We start from the raw sequence: 15,815 nt of genomic DNA on the forward strand, positions 1-15,815 counted from the left end.
TATTACTTTATTGTACTATATATTGTTAATATCTGCATATAATATTATTCTGATTTCTGTTAAATATATCAAAAATCTTTATTAAACCTTAAATAGAGGGAGTCTTCTCCCTCTATTTACTAAAAAATTATTTTACTTCAAAAGCCATCTTACCTTCTTTTACAGTAGCTTCAACAATATCACCTGATTTTATTGTTCCCTGTAATATAAGTTCTGACAATTCATTTTCTAGTTCTTTCTGAATAGATCTCTTTAATGGTCTTGCTCCGTACTCCAAATCAAACCCTGATTTTGCAATTAAATTTATAGCTTCTTCATCCATCTCTAGTCTTATAGTCATTTCTTCTAATCTTTCAACTAATGTCTTACACATTATTTTTACGATCTTAGATATATCTTCTTTGTTAAGAGAATGGAATACTATTATATCATCTATTCTATTTAAGAACTCTGGTCTAAATTGCTTTTTAAGTTCAACCATAATATTTTCTTTCATTTTTTCATATTCGTCTTTTTCTTTATCTTCTTCATTTGGACTTCCAAATCCTAATGTTTTTTGTTTTTTAATAGTTTTTGCTCCTACGTTTGATGTCATTATTAATATTGTGTTTTTAAAATCTACAGTTCTACCTTTAGAATCTGTTAATCTACCATCATCTAATATTTGTAATAGAATATTAAATACATCTGGATGAGCCTTTTCTATTTCATCAAATAATACAACTGAGTAAGGGTGTCTTCTCACCTTTTCTGTTAACTGACCTCCTTCATCATAACCTACATAACCTGGTGGGGAACCAATTAACCTAGACACTGAGTGTTTTTCCATATACTCTGACATGTCTATACGTACTATTTGATTTTCATCTCCAAACTCAGCTTCTGCCAAGGCTTTGCTAAGTTCTGTTTTTCCTACTCCTGTTGGACCAAGGAATAAAAATGAACCTATAGGTCTATTCGGATCTTTTAGACCTGCCCTAGCCCTTCTTATAGCTGTAGAAATAGATTTTATTGCCTGATCTTGACCTATAACCCTTTGGTGTAATATATCTTCAAGCTTAAGTAGTCTTTCGGTTTCTTCTTCCATCATTCTATTGACTGGTATTCCAGTCCATAATCCAACTACTTCTGCAATTACTTCTTCATCTACCACATTGTCATATTTAGATGACTTGTTCCATCTATCTCTAATTTTTTCTAACTCCTCTTGAGTTTTCCTTTGTTCATCTCTTAATTTTGCAGCTTTCTCAAAATTTTGACCTCTTACTGACTCTTCTTTTTCTTTTTTAATATTATTTATTTTTTCTTCTAAATCTTTTATATCTTTTGGCGGTGTATTTTCTTTTAGCCTTACCTTTGAAGCTGCTTCGTCTATTAAATCTATAGCTTTATCTGGCAAAAATCTATCTGTTATATATCTTACGGACAGTTCTACCGCTGCCTTAATAGATTCATCTGTAATTTTTACCTTATGATGAGCTTCATACTTATCTCTGAGGCCTTTAAGTATTTCTATAGTGTCTTCTTTCGTTGGCTCTTCTATTAAAACTGATTGAAATCTTCTTTCTAATCCAGAATCTTTCTCTACATGCTTTCTATACTCATCTATTGTTGTAGCTCCTATAACCTGTATTTCTCCTCTAGCTAAGCAAGGTTTTAATATATTTGAAGCATCTATAGACCCTTCACCTGTAGCTCCGGCACCTATAATTGTATGCATCTCATCTATAAATAAAATTATATTTCCTTTTTTAACAACCTCATCTATAACTTGTTTTATTCTCTCCTCAAATTCACCTCTGTATTTTGCTCCTGCTAGCAGCGATCCCATATCTAGAGTATAAAGAATTTTATCTTTTAATGTGTCTGGTACTTTTCCTTGTGATATATCAATTGCCAATCCTTCTGCTATTGCTGTTTTTCCCACACCAGGATCTCCGATTAGTACAGGGTTATTTTTGGTCCTTCTACTTAAAATTTGTATTATTCTTTCTATTTCTTTTGTTCTTCCTATCACAGGGTCTATTTTATCTTGTTTAGCACTCTCAGTAAGGTTTCTTCCATATTTATCAAGTAATTTTGATGAAGTACTCTCTAGTGTAGGTGATACTTTATTTACTGCCTTAGGCTCAATAGAATAATTATCTATGCCCATCATGTCTATAATACTCTCAGCAATATCTCTTGAGTCAATATTTATGGATGCTAAAATTCTCATTCCAAGCCCTTCTCCTTCTTGAGCTAATGCTAATAATATATGTTCAGTCCCTATGTAATTCGTCTTAAGCTTATTGGCAAAAGCTCCCGATAGTTCTAATATCTGTTTTGACCTAGGGCTTAATGTTACATCTGTTGTGGTTGAATCATTTTTACCTTCTATTTCTATAATCTTTTTTTCTAGAATATCTTCAGTAACTCCTAATTTATTTAAAACTTTAGCTGCTATTCCATCTTTTTCTTTTAGAAGACCTAGAAGTAAATGCTCTGTCCCTACAATTTTATGTCCAAAGCTTTTTGCTGACTCCACACCTAAGTCAATCGCAGTTTTAGCTCTTTGAGTAAATCTATTGAAGTACATTTTCATCCCTCCTATTTCTTATTTCTATTAGCTAGACTAAACTCTTCTCTTAAAAAATCAGCTCTTTTGGTATCACTATAACAAGTTATAGGTGACATTAACCTTAAAGCTGGCTTCATTCCTTTCATTAAGTTAATTATTTTTTCCATGTTGATATCTTTAATGTATTCCATCTCAATACCTAACTTAATATTAGACAAGTGTTTCATAGCTTCATATGCAGATATAACTCTAGCATTTTGTAATATTCCTAAAGATCTATAAACCTCATCTTCTAATTCTATAGAGGCTTCCATTTGTACAATATTTCTAGATTCTTTTTCTTTTTTTATAATATCTTTTGTCAAACTTCTTAAACTTTCAATAATATTTTTTTCTGATCTTCCAATAACTGATTGATTGCTTATTTCATATATACTACCTAATATATTTGATTTTTCATTTGAAATACCTTTTATATTTGCACCTATTTTGTGTGCAATATTGGAATAATTATCTACCTTTCTTTGTAATGACAATACTGGCAGATGAGCCATAATAGATGTTTTAAGCCCTGTACCTGCATTAACTGGGCAACTAGTCAAGTATCCCAATTTATCATCAAAAGCATAGTTTAACTTACTTTCTAATATATCATCAATTTTATTTGTAATTATGAAAGCATCATCCACATTAAATTTGTCTTCGTATATCTTGATTTTTATATGATCTTCATCATTAACTATTATGCATTTTGTTTTATCTTTGTTAATAATAATTGAACCTATATCATTTTTTGAAAATTTATTACTTATAATATTTCTCTCTATTAATATATTTTTTTCCATTTGACTAATGTCATTTATATTGTATGCAATAAAGTCCTCTTGATATAAATCTTCTGATTCTAATATTATATTGCTAATTTTATTTGCTATGACTTGAGATTCTGATTGACTTAGTTTATGTGGAAAAGGATAATTAGTAATATTTCTAGATAAAGCTATTTGAGTACCTATAATTATGTTGTCTTCCATAAGTCCCTCCTCCTATTCATTACATTCTTCTAACTCTTTTATTTTATCTCTAATATCAGCTGCTTTTTCATACTCTTCTTGCTCCACAGCCCTATTTAAATCTTCTTTTAGGGTTATCATTTCTTTGCTTGGGTATATGTGACTGTTATCTTTTTTAGGCGATTTTCCTATGTACCCTTCATATCCATATATATTTTTGAGTATAGGCTTTAACTGTTTTTCAAAAACCTCGTAACACTTACTACAGCCTACTTTTCCTGTTTCTCTATATTCATTATATGTGCTGTGACAATTGGGACATATAATCTCATTTTCTTCACAGTCCTTATCCATTTCTAATAAATTTTTCTTTTTGGTTTCTATTGAATCATCTTCACTTATATCAAATTTTTCCATAACATCCTTTATAGAAAATGGATCTTGTGGATTAAAATTAAATAATGGATAGTCTTTAGCACAATCATTACACAAATACATTCGTGTTTCTTGACCATTTATTATGGAGCTAATAAATACTGAAGCTGTTTTCTTATGACATTTTTGACATAACATAATATCACTCCTCTATATTAAATAATTCTTCTATAATATTTTTTAAAATTTTTGCCCTTACTATGTCATTTAAACCATGTATAGGTGAGTTTAGAGATTTATCATCTATAGCACATAATATTATTTTTGATTCTCTATTGTTAATTAAATTTGCATCTAATAACCACTTAACAAGTACTTTTCCTTGTATATATGTTATTTCTTTATCTATTTTTTTATGTAAGATATGTAAAATTTGTTCTTGATTTGATTTTACAATCTTATCTATTTTTACATATCCTCCTCCACCTTTTTTGCTTTGGATATCATATCCTTTTTCTCTTGAAAACCGAGTTGTCAAAACATAATTTATTTGAGATGGAGCACAATCGAACAAATTAGCAAGTTCATTTCTTTGAATTTGAACTGTATTACTGTCTTCCATTAAATCTTTAATAAATTTTTCTATTATATCACTAATTGAAGCCATCTACATCACCACTTAAATAATTTTTCACTTTGACTTTCTTTGACTATTATTTAATATATATTATATACATATTTTAGTCATATAATCTAATTATTATAAACAAAACAAATTTTTATTTTATATAAAATAAAAAATAAACGACATGATATTTTTTAATATCATGCCGCTTTCAATATATATTTTTTTAATTATTAATTTCAGCAATTATTTTTGCTGCTAGTTGCTGAGGTACTTCACTATATTTTTCTAATTCCATTTCAAAGAATCCTCTACCTTGGGTCATAGATCTTAAATCAATTGCATATTTAAATGTTTCACTTTGGGGTGCTTCTGCATAAATTACTTGTCTACCCTTATCATCAGGTTCCATTCCTAGTATTTTTCCTCTTCTCTTATTAATATCACCCATTACATCTCCCATATACTCTTCTGGCACAGTTATAGTTAATTTCATAACAGGTTCTAATAAAATTGGTTGAGCTTCTTCCATTCCTTTTTTAAATGCTATTGATGCTGCCATTTTAAATGCCATTTCTGATGAGTCAACATCATGATATGATCCATCATATAATGTTGCTTTTATATTTGTAACAGGATATCCTGCTAGTATTCCTTTTTGCATAGAATCTTTTAATCCTTTTTCTACTGCAGGTATATAAGATTTTGGAACAGATCCTCCAAATATCTCTTCTGCAAATTCAAAGTCATCATTAGATCTTGCAAATTTAATTTTTACATCTCCATATTGACCATGACCGCCAGATTGTTTTTTATGTTTTCCTTGAACATCAGAAGCACCTTTTATAGTTTCTCTATAAGCAACTTTAATATCTTCCAAGTCAACATCAACGCCAAATTTTTCTTTTAATTTATTTTTAACTGTGTTTATATGAAGCTCGCCTTGGCCACCAACTAACGTTTGCTTAGTTTCTGGGTTTCTATACCAGTGTATAGTAGGATCTTCCTCTGATATTTTATTTAATGAAGCTCCTATTTTATCTTCTTCACCTTTATTTTTTGGTACTACAGAGAAATATATTTGTGGTTTTGGTAAAATAGCTGATTCTAATAGGGAAGCGTTTGAATTTTGTGCTATAGTATTTCCTGTTTGTAGAGAATTTATTTTTGTAACTACAACTATATCACCTGCATTAGCACAATCTATTTCCTCTAATTCTCCATTTTTCATTGTATATATATTAGCAATTTTTTCTTTTACATCTTTATTTATATTAATTACTTCAGTATCTTTTTTCATTTTTCCTTCAACTATTTTTATGTAAGATAATTTCCCCATAAATGGGTCCACCATTGTTTTAAATACTAAAGCTCTTAAAGGATTTTCTTTTTCAATATCTTTTGGTTGTATATATGAACCTATAGTTTTTAGTATCTCTTGTGAGCCTATATTATTTATTGTAGATCCACATATTACAGGTATTATATCACCACTTTGTATTCCTATTATTATTCCTTTTTGTATTTCCTCTGGAGTCAATTCTTCTCCATTAAAATACTTATCTAAAACTTCATCGTCAGTCTCAGCAATATGTTCCATTAAAGCTTCTTTAACACTTGAAACTTGCTCTTTGAATTCTCCATCTAAATCGTCATCCAAGTTTTCTAATACATTATGTAATTTAACAAATTGTTTATCTTTATATATAGGGCTTATCATTGGTACTATCTTATTGTCATATTTTTCTCTTAACATTTCTATTGCATCTTTATATCTTGCCTTTTCATTGTCTATTTTATTTATAAACATGATTTTTGGCATATTTTCAGTCAATTCTAGTGATTTTTCAGTTCCAACTTGTATGGGAGAAGTTGCATCTATTACTATAATAGCTGCATCACTTGCTCTTAAAGAAGAAATTACCTCACCGCTAAAATCAAAATATCCTGGTGTGTCTAATAAATTATACTTGATACCGTTGTATTCTATGGGAGCTAGTCCTATACTGTAAGTCATATTTACTTTGTCAGATAACTTAGGCATCTTTTTTGAAATATTTGTAGTGTATGCTAGAGCATCAATTAAATTAGATTTCCCACATCCACTATGTCCTAGTATTGCAACATTTCTTAAATCGTTACTATCATAGACTTTCATATTAGCACCTACCTTTTTTAATTATATAAAATTATCAAGTGTTATAAATAATTTTATACTATTTACATGTATAATATTCCCAATTACGTAAGATAAGATTACCTTATTTTGAGAGACAATAATTTGACATTCTCTCCCTTGGATTTAAAATATATTTCTACACACATGTGTATTTTTCCTCTTTTTTTGAATTAAAAAACTCTAAAGCAGTTATTTAACCTACTTTAGAGTTTTTTAATTCATTATTATTCTATTCTAATGTCATTAATAGTTGTTTATCACAAACCATTTCATTTTCTTTAACTTTGATAGATTTTATTTTTCCATTTGTTTTTGATACTATATTAGTTTCCATTTTCATAGCTTCTATAACAATTAATGGTTGATGCTCTTCTACTTCATCACCTTCTTTAACAAGAACTTTTATTACCTTTCCAGGAATACTAGCCCCTATTTGTAAAGAATTATCCATATCAGCAGTTTCTACTTGTTTAATGCTTCCTTCATAGTTATTATCTTTTATTTCTACTTCCCTATGCATTCCATTTAAATCAAATACTATTGTTCTATATCCGTTTTCTTTTACATCGCCTATATTTCTTAAACTAATAGTTAACATTTTTCCTTCTTCTATTTCCACATCACACTCTTCACCTATGCCAAGACCATAAAAGAACACATCACTTTCCAGTTTAGAAATATCATTATATCCTTGTAAATGTTTTAAATATTCTTCATATACTTTTGGATATAATTCATAGCTTAGTATATTTCTTATGTTTGACCTCATATCAAATTTTTCATTCAAATAATCTTTGTCTTTATCAAAATTAGCTACAGGTATTAATGATCCAGGTCTTACAGTAATGGCTTCTTCGCCTTTTAATACTACATCTTGCAAATCTTTTGGTATTCCACCTTCTGGTTGACCTATCATACCTTTACAGTAATCTACTACTGAATCTGGAAATGATAACTTTTTACCTTCTTCAATAATATTTCCTCTATCCAATTTATTCTTTGTCATAAATATGGCTAAATCCCCTACAACTTTTGAGGATGGTGTAACTTTAATTATATCTCCAACTATTTGGTTAGCCTCTTTGTAGTTTACCTTAAGAGTATCAAAATCATCTCCTAATCCAAAGCTATCAGCTTGAGCTTTTAGATTTGAATATTGTCCTCCAGGCATTTCATATTCATATATTTCAGCGAAAGAAGTACTCATACCACTTTCGAATTTTTTATAAATTTGTCTTAAATCTCCATAATAACTTGATAGCTCTTCATATCCATATAAATCAATATTAGTATCTCTTTCTGTATGTTTTAAAGCTTCTACTATGGCATTTAAAGATGGTTGACTTGTTAGACCTGACATAGTTTGTAATGCAGCATCTACTATGTCTACACCTGCTTGTGCTGCCATTAAGCATGTTGCCACACCATTTCCACTTGTATCATGAGTGTGTAGGTGAATAGGTGTTTTAACATTTTCCTTTAAAGACTTAATCAAAGTATGTGCAGCATACGGTTTTAAAAGACCTGCCATATCTTTTATACAAATTATATCTACACCTAAAGACTCTAACTCTTTAGCCATTTTTATATAGTATTCTAAGTTATACTTTGACTTATTAGGGTTTAATATGTCTCCTGTGTAACACATTGTACCTTCTACTATTTTTCCAGTTTCAAGCCCTGCTTCTATAGACAATTTCATATTTTCAACCCAGTTTAATGAATCAAATATCCTTATAACATCTATTCCTTGATAAGCTGATTCTTTTATAAAATCTACTATCACATTATCAGGATAATTTGTATATCCCACACCATTAGATGCTCTAAATAACATTTGGAACATTACATCTGGTATTTCTGCTCTTAGTTTTTGTAACCTTCTCCATGGAGATTCTTTCAAGAACCTATAAGCCACATCATATGTAGCTCCTCCCCACATTTCTAGTGAAAATAAATCTTTTTGGTACTCATTTGTTTCTTTAGCGACTTGTAATAAATCGTAAGTTCTAAATCTTGTTGCAATAAGAGATTGATGCGCATCTCTCATTGTAGTATCTGTTAATAATAATTTCTTTTCATTTTTTATTTTTTCAATATATGCTTTCTTTCCTAGTTTTTCAAACTGAACTCTACTGCCCTCTACCTTTGGAACTCTTTCAGTTATTATTCGTGGTTGATGTAATGTTTCAAACTTAGGCTTAGGTATACACTTGTTTTCATTTACTATAACATCACCTATAAATTGAAGTAATTTAGTTCCCCTATCTTTGCTTTCTTTTATCTTGAACAATCTAGGATGTTCATCTATAAATTTAGTACTACATCTACCAGCTCTAAACATAGGATCTTGTAAAACATTAACTAAAAATCCAATATTAGTTTTTACGCCTCTAACCCTAAGTTCATTTATAGATCTAATAGTCTTATTAATTGCTCTTTCAAATGTTCTATCCCAAGATATAGTCTTTACCAATAAACTATCATAATATGGACTTATGCTAAATCCTGCACAACCATTTCCACCATCTAGCCTAATTCCTGCACCCGATCCAGTTCTATATACTTGTATTTTTCCTGTATCAGGCATAAAGTTATTCTTAGGATCCTCAGTTGTAATTCTACATTGTATAGCATATCCTGTTATTGTTACATCCTCTTGTGACTTTATATCTATCTCTTTACTCTCTAAGCTATATCCTTCAGCTACAAGAATTTGACTTTGAACAATATCTATTCCTGTAACCTCTTCTGTTACTGTATGTTCAACTTGGATTCTAGGATTCATTTCTATAAAGTAATGATTACCTTTGCTGTCAACTAAAAACTCTAATGTTCCTGCACTTACATATCCTACTTCTTTAGCTATTTTAACTGCATCTTCACAAATTTCATCTCTTATTTTTTTATCTATAGAAAATGCTGGTGCATATTCAATTATTTTTTGATGTCTTCTTTGTACTGAACAATCTCTCTCATACAAATGAACTAAGTTTCCATGCTTGTCTCCTAGTATTTGAACCTCTATATGTTTAGGATCTTCTATATATTTTTCTATAAAAATTAAATCTGCTCCGAATGCCTTTCTTGATTCACTACATGCTGTTTCATATTCAAGAGCTAAGTTTTTTTCATCATAAACTACCCTCATACCTCTACCGCCTCCACCATTAGAGGCTTTTATCATTACTGGATATCCTATAAGGTCTGCAACTTCTTTTGCTTGTTCAACACTTTTAATTACTTTTTCTACTCCAGGTATAGTTCCTACTCCAACACTATGAGCAACTTTTTTAGAATTTATTTTGTCACCCATTCTTTCCATTATCTCTGCAGATGGACCTATAAATGTAATTCCGTTCTCTTCACATTTTCTTACAAACTCTGGATTTTCCGCTAAGAAACCATACCCTGGATGTATGGCATCTACATTTTTGGCTTTGGCAAGCTCAATAATTCCATCTATATCTAAATACGCTTCTATAGGTCCTTTATCTTTCCCTATTAAATAAGATTCATCAGCTTTCGTTCTAAATAAACTATATTTATCCTCTTTACTATATATCCCAACACTTTTAATTCCTAATTCATGGCATGCTCTAAATATTCTTATAGCAATTTCTCCTCTATTAGCTACTAGTACTTTTTTAAATTTTTTAAGCATATTATCCCCCTTTTCCATATTTAAGTTGTAATATTAAAGATTATAGTCCATAAAACTTTATTTTTGAACCCCTATTAAAGAGTTTCTTAATAATTAATACAAATTCATGAAAACAGGTAAATATATTTTGTATTTTGGTAAATCTCTATTTCTTAATTAAGTAAAAATAGAATATTTTTATCATACTTTTCTATAATATTCCGATTGTCATGAATATATATTGACTTATAAAAAAATAAATCCATATTTATTTTATATTAATAAACATGGATTTATCTTACTTATTATATTAATTTATGCATTATTTCATTACTTTGAATTTTGATACTTATTAAGCCATCTATATTTTGTTCTATTTATTTAAAAACTGCCAAAAGTATTTCTAGTCTAACTCATTTAGTAGTCTTCTAGATACATCATTTAACTTTAATTGTCCTAAACCTATATATGCCATAGTAAATACTGTTTTAACTACGTCCGATGAATTATCCCATTTGTAAGATATAGAGTTTACTAAAGAGTGCTTTGGCATAAAATCTTGTAGTGCTATAGACATTTCTTCTGATAAATTTATATATTCTTCAAATAAATCTTCTTCACTCAATTCATCCAAATCATAATCTTTATCTAATTTTTCATTTAATACTTTTACTGGTATACTTAGTTGATATGCTACAACATCTTCTCTTTTTGTTCCCTTGCACATATCTCTATTTACTTTAAAATCGCTATTTTCTTCAATTATTTTCTTTATTTCTTCACTATCTACTATTTCTTCTCCGAATATAATATACATAATAACACCTTCCTTAATTTTTATATAAAAGATCTCTATTTTTTAATTAATTTTATTTTTTATTAAAACAATAATATTTATAACTTACTTTATATATTAAAAAACCTCTAGTTTGTTAACTAGAGGATAACTGGTGGGACCAACAGGGCTCGAACCTGTGACCCCCTGCTTGTAAGGCAGGTGCTCTCCCAGCTGAGCTATGGTCCCGGGATTTTTATTAATAAGTGGTGCGCCCAGAGGGACTCGAACCCCCAACCTTCTGATTCGTAGTCAGACACTCTATCCAGTTGAGCTATAGGCGCATGTTTAAATGGAGGCGACACCCAGATTCGAACTGGGGATGAAGGAGTTGCAGTCCTCTACCTTAGCCACTTGGTCATGTCGCCTTTTTATATTGGTGACCCATCGGAGATTCGAACTCCGGACACCTTGATTAAAAGTCAAGTGCTCTACCGACTGAGCTAATGAGTCATATTTTTTTGGGGTGGATAATGAGATTCGAACTCACGGCCTCCAGAGCCACAATCTGGCGCTCTAACCAACTGAGCTATACCCACCATAATCTAATGCACTAGTTTTATCTTTTAGTTGATGGTCGAGGTGAAGGGACTCGAACCCCCGGCCCCATGGTCCCAAACCAAGTGCGCTACCAAACTGCGCTACACCTCGAACTAAAAAGTGGTGGACCATCAGGGACTCGAACCCCAGACCTACCGGTTATGAGCCGGGCGCTCTAACCAACTGAGCTAATGGTCCACGTTATATTATTAAAATCTAAATGGTAGCGGTAACAGGAGTCGAACCTGTGACCTTTCGGGTATGAACCGAACGCTCTAGCCAACTAAGCTATACCGCCACAATATTTAAATATGGTGCCCAGAGGCGGAATCGAACCACCGACACGGGGATTTTCAGTCCCCTGCTCTACCGACTGAGCTATCTGGGCGCTATTGGCGGAGAGGGTGGGATTCGAACCCACGGTGCCGTTAAGCATCACTGGTTTTCAAGACCAGCTCCTTAAACCACTCGGACACCTCTCCTTATAGTTTCCTTTATGCTCTATCTAGTGAGCACTAAGTTGATAATTTAATATGGCTGGGGATGCAGGACTCGAACCTACGCATGCATGAGTCAAAGTCATGTGCCTTACCGACTTGGCTAATCCCCAATATATAAGTGGTGAGCGCACAGGGATTCGAACCCCGGACACACGCCTTAGAAGGGCGTTGCTCTATCCAGCTGAGCTATGCACCCACATTATAAAATAAAAGTGGTGCGGATGAAGGGAGTCGAACCCCCACGCCAATGGCGCTAGATCCTAAGTCTAGTGCGTCTGCCAATTCCGCCACATCCGCGTACTTTAAGTTGGTGGAGGATGGTGGATTCGAACCACCGAAAGCACAGCTAACAGATTTACAGTCTGCCCCCTTTGGCCACTCGGGAAATCCTCCGCATATATAAATGGAGCTGGTGATAGGAATCGAACCTACAACCTGCTGATTACAAGTCAGCTGCTCTACCGTTGAGCCACACCAGCTTAGATAAAATAAAATGGCGACCTGGAAGGGGTTCGAACCCTCGACCTCCAGCGTGACAGGCTGGCATTCTAACCAACTGAACTACCAGGCCGCGTTTATGTTTTTATGGTGGGACCAACAGGGCTCGAACCTGTGACCCCCTGCTTGTAAGGCAGGTGCTCTCCCAGCTGAGCTATGGTCCCGGGATGATTTAAATGGAGCGGGTGAAGGGGATCGAACCCTCACAGCCGGCTTGGAAGGCCGGAACTCTACCATTGAGCTACACCCGCATGGTGACTCATAGGGGAATCGAACCCCTGTTACCGCCGTGAAAGGGCGGTGTCTTGACCGCTTGACCAATGAGCCATTCATATTGTCATTTACTTTTTTTGCGCTTACTCATTTGTCTCGCAAAATTGGTGCCGAAGACCGGAATCGAACCGGTACGAAAGTATAAGTTTCGCAGGATTTTAAGTCCTGTGCGTCTGCCAGTTCCGCCACTTCGGCACTTTCTTGGCTCCAAGGGAGGGACTCGAACCCTCAGCCTATCGGTTAACAGCCGAGTGCTCCACCGTTGAGCTACCTTGGAATATGGAGGCGACACCCAGATTCGAACTGGGGATGAAGGAGTTGCAGTCCTCTACCTTAGCCACTTGGTCATGTCGCCATATTTAGTGGTGACCCATCGGAGATTCGAACTCCGGACACCTTGATTAAAAGTCAAGTGCTCTACCGACTGAGCTAATGAGTCATATATTTTTTATGGGGTGGATAATGAGATTCGAACTCACGGCCTCCAGAGCCACAATCTGGCGCTCTAACCAACTGAGCTATACCCACCATAACTGATAAAAGTGGTCGAGGTGAAGGGACTCGAACCCCCGGCCCCATGGTCCCAAACCAAGTGCGCTACCAAACTGCGCTACACCTCGAACTAAAAAGTGGTGGACCATCAGGGACTCGAACCCCAGACCTACCGGTTATGAGCCGGGCGCTCTAACCAACTGAGCTAATGGTCCACGTTATATTATTAAAATCTAAATGGTAGCGGTAACAGGAGTCGAACCTGTGACCTTTCGGGTATGAACCGAACGCTCTAGCCAACTAAGCTATACCGCCACAATATTTAAATATGGTGCCCAGAGGCGGAATCGAACCACCGACACGGGGATTTTCAGTCCCCTGCTCTACCGACTGAGCTATCTGGGCATCTGGCGGAGAGGGTGGGATTCGAACCCACGGTGCCGTTAAGCATCACTGGTTTTCAAGACCAGCTCCTTAAACCACTCGGACACCTCTCCAAGTTAATGGTGACCCATCGGAGATTCGAACTCCGGACACCTTGATTAAAAGTCAAGTGCTCTACCGACTGAGCTAATGAGTCATATTTATATGGCTGGGGATGCAGGACTCGAACCTACGCATGCATGAGTCAAAGTCATGTGCCTTACCGACTTGGCTAATCCCCAATATATAAGTGGTGAGCGCACAGGGATTCGAACCCCGGACACACGCCTTAGAAGGGCGTTGCTCTATCCAGCTGAGCTATGCACCCACATATATTGTTTGTTTTGTTTGGAGCGGGAAACGAGATTCGAACTCGCGACTTCAACCTTGGCAAGGTTGCGCTCTACCACTGAACTATTCCCGCATACTAGGTCTAGTTAAAAAAGTGGTGCGGATGAAGGGAGTCGAACCCCCACGCCAATGGCGCTAGATCCTAAGTCTAGTGCGTCTGCCAATTCCGCCACATCCGCATACTTCTTTTGGTGGAGGATGGTGGATTCGAACCACCGAAAGCACAGCTAACAGATTTACAGTCTGCCCCCTTTGGCCACTCGGGAAATCCTCCATGTTTGGAGCTGGTGATAGGAATCGAACCTACAACCTGCTGATTACAAGTCAGCTGCTCTACCGTTGAGCCACACCAGCATAGTGTTTATAAGAAGTATTTTGGCGACCTGGAAGGGGCTCGAACCCTCGACCTCCAGCGTGACAGGCTGGCATTCTAACCAACTGAACTACCAGGCCGCATTTGTATATTTTTATGGTGGGACCAACAGGGCTCGAACCTGTGACCCCCTGCTTGTAAGGCAGGTGCTCTCCCAGCTGAGCTATGGTCCCGGGATAATTTAAATGGAGCGGGTGAAGGGGATCGAACCCTCACAGCCGGCTTGGAAGGCCGGAACTCTACCATTGAGCTACACCCGCATGGTGACTCATAGGGGAATCGAACCCCTGTTACCGCCGTGAAAGGGCGGTGTCTTGACCGCTTGACCAATGAGCCACAATATTTAAATGGTTGCGGAGACAGGACTCGAACCTGTGACCTTCGGGTTATGAGCCCGACGAGCTGCCAACTGCTCCACTCCGCGATATTAAAAAGTATGGTGCCGAAGACCGGAATCGAACCGGTACGAAAGTATAAGTTTCGCAGGATTTTAAGTCCTGTGCGTCTGCCAGTTCCGCCACTTCGGCATACTTTCTTGGCTCCAAGGGAGGGACTCGAACCCTCAGCCTATCGGTTAACAGCCGAGTGCTCCACCGTTGAGCTACCTTGGAACATAACGTGGCTACGTGCTACTCTCCCAGGGGGTTGCCCCCCAAGTACCATCACCGCTTAAGAGCTTAACTTCTGTGTTCGGAATGGGAACAGGTGTATCCTCTTTGCTATAATAACCACATTTTTTTATTAAACAAGTATTATAATAACATTTATTTAATTCATTGTCAACTTTTTTTGAAAGTTTTAGTACCTTCAAAACTGCTAACATTTAATATTTCCATTATATTTTTTAACAACTGAAATCTTCTTTATAATTATATGATCAAAGATTTAATTGGTGATATAAACCTTTAGGTTTATTTTGGTCAAGTCCTCGACCTATTAGTATCAGTAAGCTACATATGTTACCACACTTCCACCTCTGACCTATCAACCATGTAGTCTTCATGGGGTCTTAACCTTACGGTGGGAAATCTTATCTCGAAGTAGACTTCGCGCTTAGATGCTTTCAGCGCTTATCCTTTCCGTACTTAGCTACCCAGCTATGCCCTTGGCAGAACAACTGGTACACCAGCGGTAC

Annotated in this window: 7 protein-coding genes, 43 tRNA genes and 2 rRNA genes; all 52 read right to left on the reverse strand. The window is 34.8% G+C overall.

Features of this window, described 5'->3' with window-relative positions; all coding sequences use genetic code 11:
* Window positions 1–127: 127 nt before the first annotated feature.
* Window positions 128–2,578 carry an ATP-dependent Clp protease ATP-binding subunit gene (locus K0040_RS09915; RefSeq protein ID WP_228108704.1) on the reverse strand — a complete coding sequence of 817 codons (2,451 nt, stop codon included), beginning with the start codon at window positions 2,576–2,578 and terminating at the stop codon, window positions 128–130.
* Window positions 2,579–2,589: 11 nt separating this feature from the next.
* Window positions 2,590–3,594 (reverse strand): hypothetical protein, encoded by a 1,005-nt coding sequence (locus K0040_RS09920; RefSeq protein WP_228108705.1) that lies wholly within the window; start codon window positions 3,592–3,594, stop codon window positions 2,590–2,592.
* Window positions 3,595–3,606: 12 nt separating this feature from the next.
* Window positions 3,607–4,146, reverse strand: coding sequence for a UvrB/UvrC motif-containing protein (locus tag K0040_RS09925; RefSeq protein WP_228108706.1), 540 nt, complete (start codon window positions 4,144–4,146; stop codon window positions 3,607–3,609).
* A gap of 4 nt (window positions 4,147–4,150) precedes the next feature.
* Window positions 4,151–4,615 (reverse strand): CtsR family transcriptional regulator, encoded by a 465-nt coding sequence (locus tag K0040_RS09930; RefSeq protein ID WP_228108707.1) that lies wholly within the window; start codon window positions 4,613–4,615, stop codon window positions 4,151–4,153.
* Window positions 4,616–4,799: 184 nt separating this feature from the next.
* Window positions 4,800–6,731, reverse strand: coding sequence for an elongation factor G (locus K0040_RS09935; protein WP_228108708.1), 1,932 nt, complete (start codon window positions 6,729–6,731; stop codon window positions 4,800–4,802).
* A gap of 250 nt (window positions 6,732–6,981) precedes the next feature.
* On the reverse strand, window positions 6,982–10,416 hold the full coding sequence (locus K0040_RS09940) for a pyruvate carboxylase (protein WP_228108709.1): 3,435 nt from the start codon (window positions 10,414–10,416) through the stop codon (window positions 6,982–6,984).
* A 382-nt stretch (window positions 10,417–10,798) separates the two neighbouring features.
* Window positions 10,799–11,212 (reverse strand): hypothetical protein, encoded by a 414-nt coding sequence (locus K0040_RS09945; protein ID WP_228108710.1) that lies wholly within the window; start codon window positions 11,210–11,212, stop codon window positions 10,799–10,801.
* Window positions 11,213–11,343: 131 nt separating this feature from the next.
* Window positions 11,344–11,419: transfer RNA gene (locus K0040_RS09950), tRNA-Val, on the reverse strand.
* An 18-nt stretch (window positions 11,420–11,437) separates the two neighbouring features.
* Window positions 11,438–11,514 (reverse strand) — tRNA-Arg (locus K0040_RS09955).
* Window positions 11,515–11,523: 9 nt separating this feature from the next.
* A tRNA-Cys gene (locus K0040_RS09960) sits at window positions 11,524–11,598 on the reverse strand.
* A 9-nt stretch (window positions 11,599–11,607) separates the two neighbouring features.
* Window positions 11,608–11,683, reverse strand: a tRNA-Lys gene (locus K0040_RS09965).
* Window positions 11,684–11,692: 9 nt separating this feature from the next.
* Window positions 11,693–11,769 (reverse strand) — tRNA-His (locus tag K0040_RS09970).
* Between the two features lie 35 nt (window positions 11,770–11,804).
* Window positions 11,805–11,881, reverse strand: a tRNA-Pro gene (locus K0040_RS09975).
* A gap of 10 nt (window positions 11,882–11,891) precedes the next feature.
* A tRNA-Ile gene (locus tag K0040_RS09980) sits at window positions 11,892–11,968 on the reverse strand.
* Window positions 11,969–11,991: 23 nt separating this feature from the next.
* Window positions 11,992–12,068, reverse strand: a tRNA-Met gene (locus tag K0040_RS09985).
* A 14-nt stretch (window positions 12,069–12,082) separates the two neighbouring features.
* Window positions 12,083–12,158 (reverse strand) — tRNA-Phe (locus K0040_RS09990).
* A 5-nt stretch (window positions 12,159–12,163) separates the two neighbouring features.
* Window positions 12,164–12,252 (reverse strand) — tRNA-Ser (locus K0040_RS09995).
* A 52-nt stretch (window positions 12,253–12,304) separates the two neighbouring features.
* Window positions 12,305–12,380 (reverse strand) — tRNA-Gln (locus K0040_RS10000).
* A 9-nt stretch (window positions 12,381–12,389) separates the two neighbouring features.
* Window positions 12,390–12,466, reverse strand: a tRNA-Arg gene (locus tag K0040_RS10005).
* Window positions 12,467–12,483: 17 nt separating this feature from the next.
* Window positions 12,484–12,567: transfer RNA gene (locus K0040_RS10010), tRNA-Leu, on the reverse strand.
* An 11-nt stretch (window positions 12,568–12,578) separates the two neighbouring features.
* A tRNA-Tyr gene (locus tag K0040_RS10015) sits at window positions 12,579–12,663 on the reverse strand.
* 11 nt (window positions 12,664–12,674) lie between these two features.
* Window positions 12,675–12,749: transfer RNA gene (locus K0040_RS10020), tRNA-Thr, on the reverse strand.
* Window positions 12,750–12,764: 15 nt separating this feature from the next.
* Window positions 12,765–12,841, reverse strand: a tRNA-Asp gene (locus K0040_RS10025).
* Window positions 12,842–12,856: 15 nt separating this feature from the next.
* Window positions 12,857–12,932, reverse strand: a tRNA-Val gene (locus tag K0040_RS10030).
* 13 nt (window positions 12,933–12,945) lie between these two features.
* A tRNA-Gly gene (locus K0040_RS10035) sits at window positions 12,946–13,019 on the reverse strand.
* A gap of 1 nt (window position 13,020) precedes the next feature.
* A tRNA-Glu gene (locus tag K0040_RS10040) sits at window positions 13,021–13,095 on the reverse strand.
* A gap of 51 nt (window positions 13,096–13,146) precedes the next feature.
* Window positions 13,147–13,236: transfer RNA gene (locus K0040_RS10045), tRNA-Leu, on the reverse strand.
* Between the two features lie 7 nt (window positions 13,237–13,243).
* Window positions 13,244–13,318: transfer RNA gene (locus K0040_RS10050), tRNA-Asn, on the reverse strand.
* Window positions 13,319–13,321: 3 nt separating this feature from the next.
* A tRNA-Cys gene (locus K0040_RS10055) sits at window positions 13,322–13,396 on the reverse strand.
* A gap of 8 nt (window positions 13,397–13,404) precedes the next feature.
* A tRNA-Lys gene (locus K0040_RS10060) sits at window positions 13,405–13,480 on the reverse strand.
* Window positions 13,481–13,492: 12 nt separating this feature from the next.
* Window positions 13,493–13,569 (reverse strand) — tRNA-His (locus K0040_RS10065).
* 15 nt (window positions 13,570–13,584) lie between these two features.
* A tRNA-Pro gene (locus K0040_RS10070) sits at window positions 13,585–13,661 on the reverse strand.
* A 10-nt stretch (window positions 13,662–13,671) separates the two neighbouring features.
* Window positions 13,672–13,748 (reverse strand) — tRNA-Ile (locus K0040_RS10075).
* A 23-nt stretch (window positions 13,749–13,771) separates the two neighbouring features.
* Window positions 13,772–13,848: transfer RNA gene (locus K0040_RS10080), tRNA-Met, on the reverse strand.
* A gap of 14 nt (window positions 13,849–13,862) precedes the next feature.
* A tRNA-Phe gene (locus K0040_RS10085) sits at window positions 13,863–13,938 on the reverse strand.
* Window positions 13,939–13,941: 3 nt separating this feature from the next.
* Window positions 13,942–14,030 (reverse strand) — tRNA-Ser (locus K0040_RS10090).
* A gap of 7 nt (window positions 14,031–14,037) precedes the next feature.
* Window positions 14,038–14,113, reverse strand: a tRNA-Lys gene (locus K0040_RS10095).
* Window positions 14,114–14,122: 9 nt separating this feature from the next.
* A tRNA-Gln gene (locus K0040_RS10100) sits at window positions 14,123–14,198 on the reverse strand.
* A 9-nt stretch (window positions 14,199–14,207) separates the two neighbouring features.
* Window positions 14,208–14,284 (reverse strand) — tRNA-Arg (locus K0040_RS10105).
* A gap of 21 nt (window positions 14,285–14,305) precedes the next feature.
* A tRNA-Gly gene (locus tag K0040_RS10110) sits at window positions 14,306–14,380 on the reverse strand.
* Window positions 14,381–14,402: 22 nt separating this feature from the next.
* A tRNA-Leu gene (locus tag K0040_RS10115) sits at window positions 14,403–14,486 on the reverse strand.
* A 10-nt stretch (window positions 14,487–14,496) separates the two neighbouring features.
* Window positions 14,497–14,581: transfer RNA gene (locus K0040_RS10120), tRNA-Tyr, on the reverse strand.
* 5 nt (window positions 14,582–14,586) lie between these two features.
* A tRNA-Thr gene (locus K0040_RS10125) sits at window positions 14,587–14,661 on the reverse strand.
* A 22-nt stretch (window positions 14,662–14,683) separates the two neighbouring features.
* Window positions 14,684–14,760: transfer RNA gene (locus K0040_RS10130), tRNA-Asp, on the reverse strand.
* 17 nt (window positions 14,761–14,777) lie between these two features.
* A tRNA-Val gene (locus tag K0040_RS10135) sits at window positions 14,778–14,853 on the reverse strand.
* A 13-nt stretch (window positions 14,854–14,866) separates the two neighbouring features.
* Window positions 14,867–14,940 (reverse strand) — tRNA-Gly (locus K0040_RS10140).
* 1 nt (window position 14,941) lies between these two features.
* Window positions 14,942–15,016 (reverse strand) — tRNA-Glu (locus K0040_RS10145).
* Window positions 15,017–15,028: 12 nt separating this feature from the next.
* Window positions 15,029–15,104: transfer RNA gene (locus K0040_RS10150), tRNA-Met, on the reverse strand.
* A 13-nt stretch (window positions 15,105–15,117) separates the two neighbouring features.
* Window positions 15,118–15,207: transfer RNA gene (locus K0040_RS10155), tRNA-Leu, on the reverse strand.
* 9 nt (window positions 15,208–15,216) lie between these two features.
* Window positions 15,217–15,291: transfer RNA gene (locus K0040_RS10160), tRNA-Asn, on the reverse strand.
* A gap of 5 nt (window positions 15,292–15,296) precedes the next feature.
* A 5S ribosomal RNA gene (gene rrf / locus K0040_RS10165) occupies window positions 15,297–15,413 on the reverse strand.
* Between the two features lie 183 nt (window positions 15,414–15,596).
* Window positions 15,597–15,815: ribosomal RNA gene (locus K0040_RS10170) — 23S ribosomal RNA — on the reverse strand; the annotation flags it as partial.

It is taken from the genome of Terrisporobacter petrolearius (assembly GCF_020748185.1).
In the GTDB taxonomy this organism is placed as follows: Bacteria; Bacillota; Clostridia; order Peptostreptococcales; family Peptostreptococcaceae; genus Terrisporobacter; species Terrisporobacter petrolearius.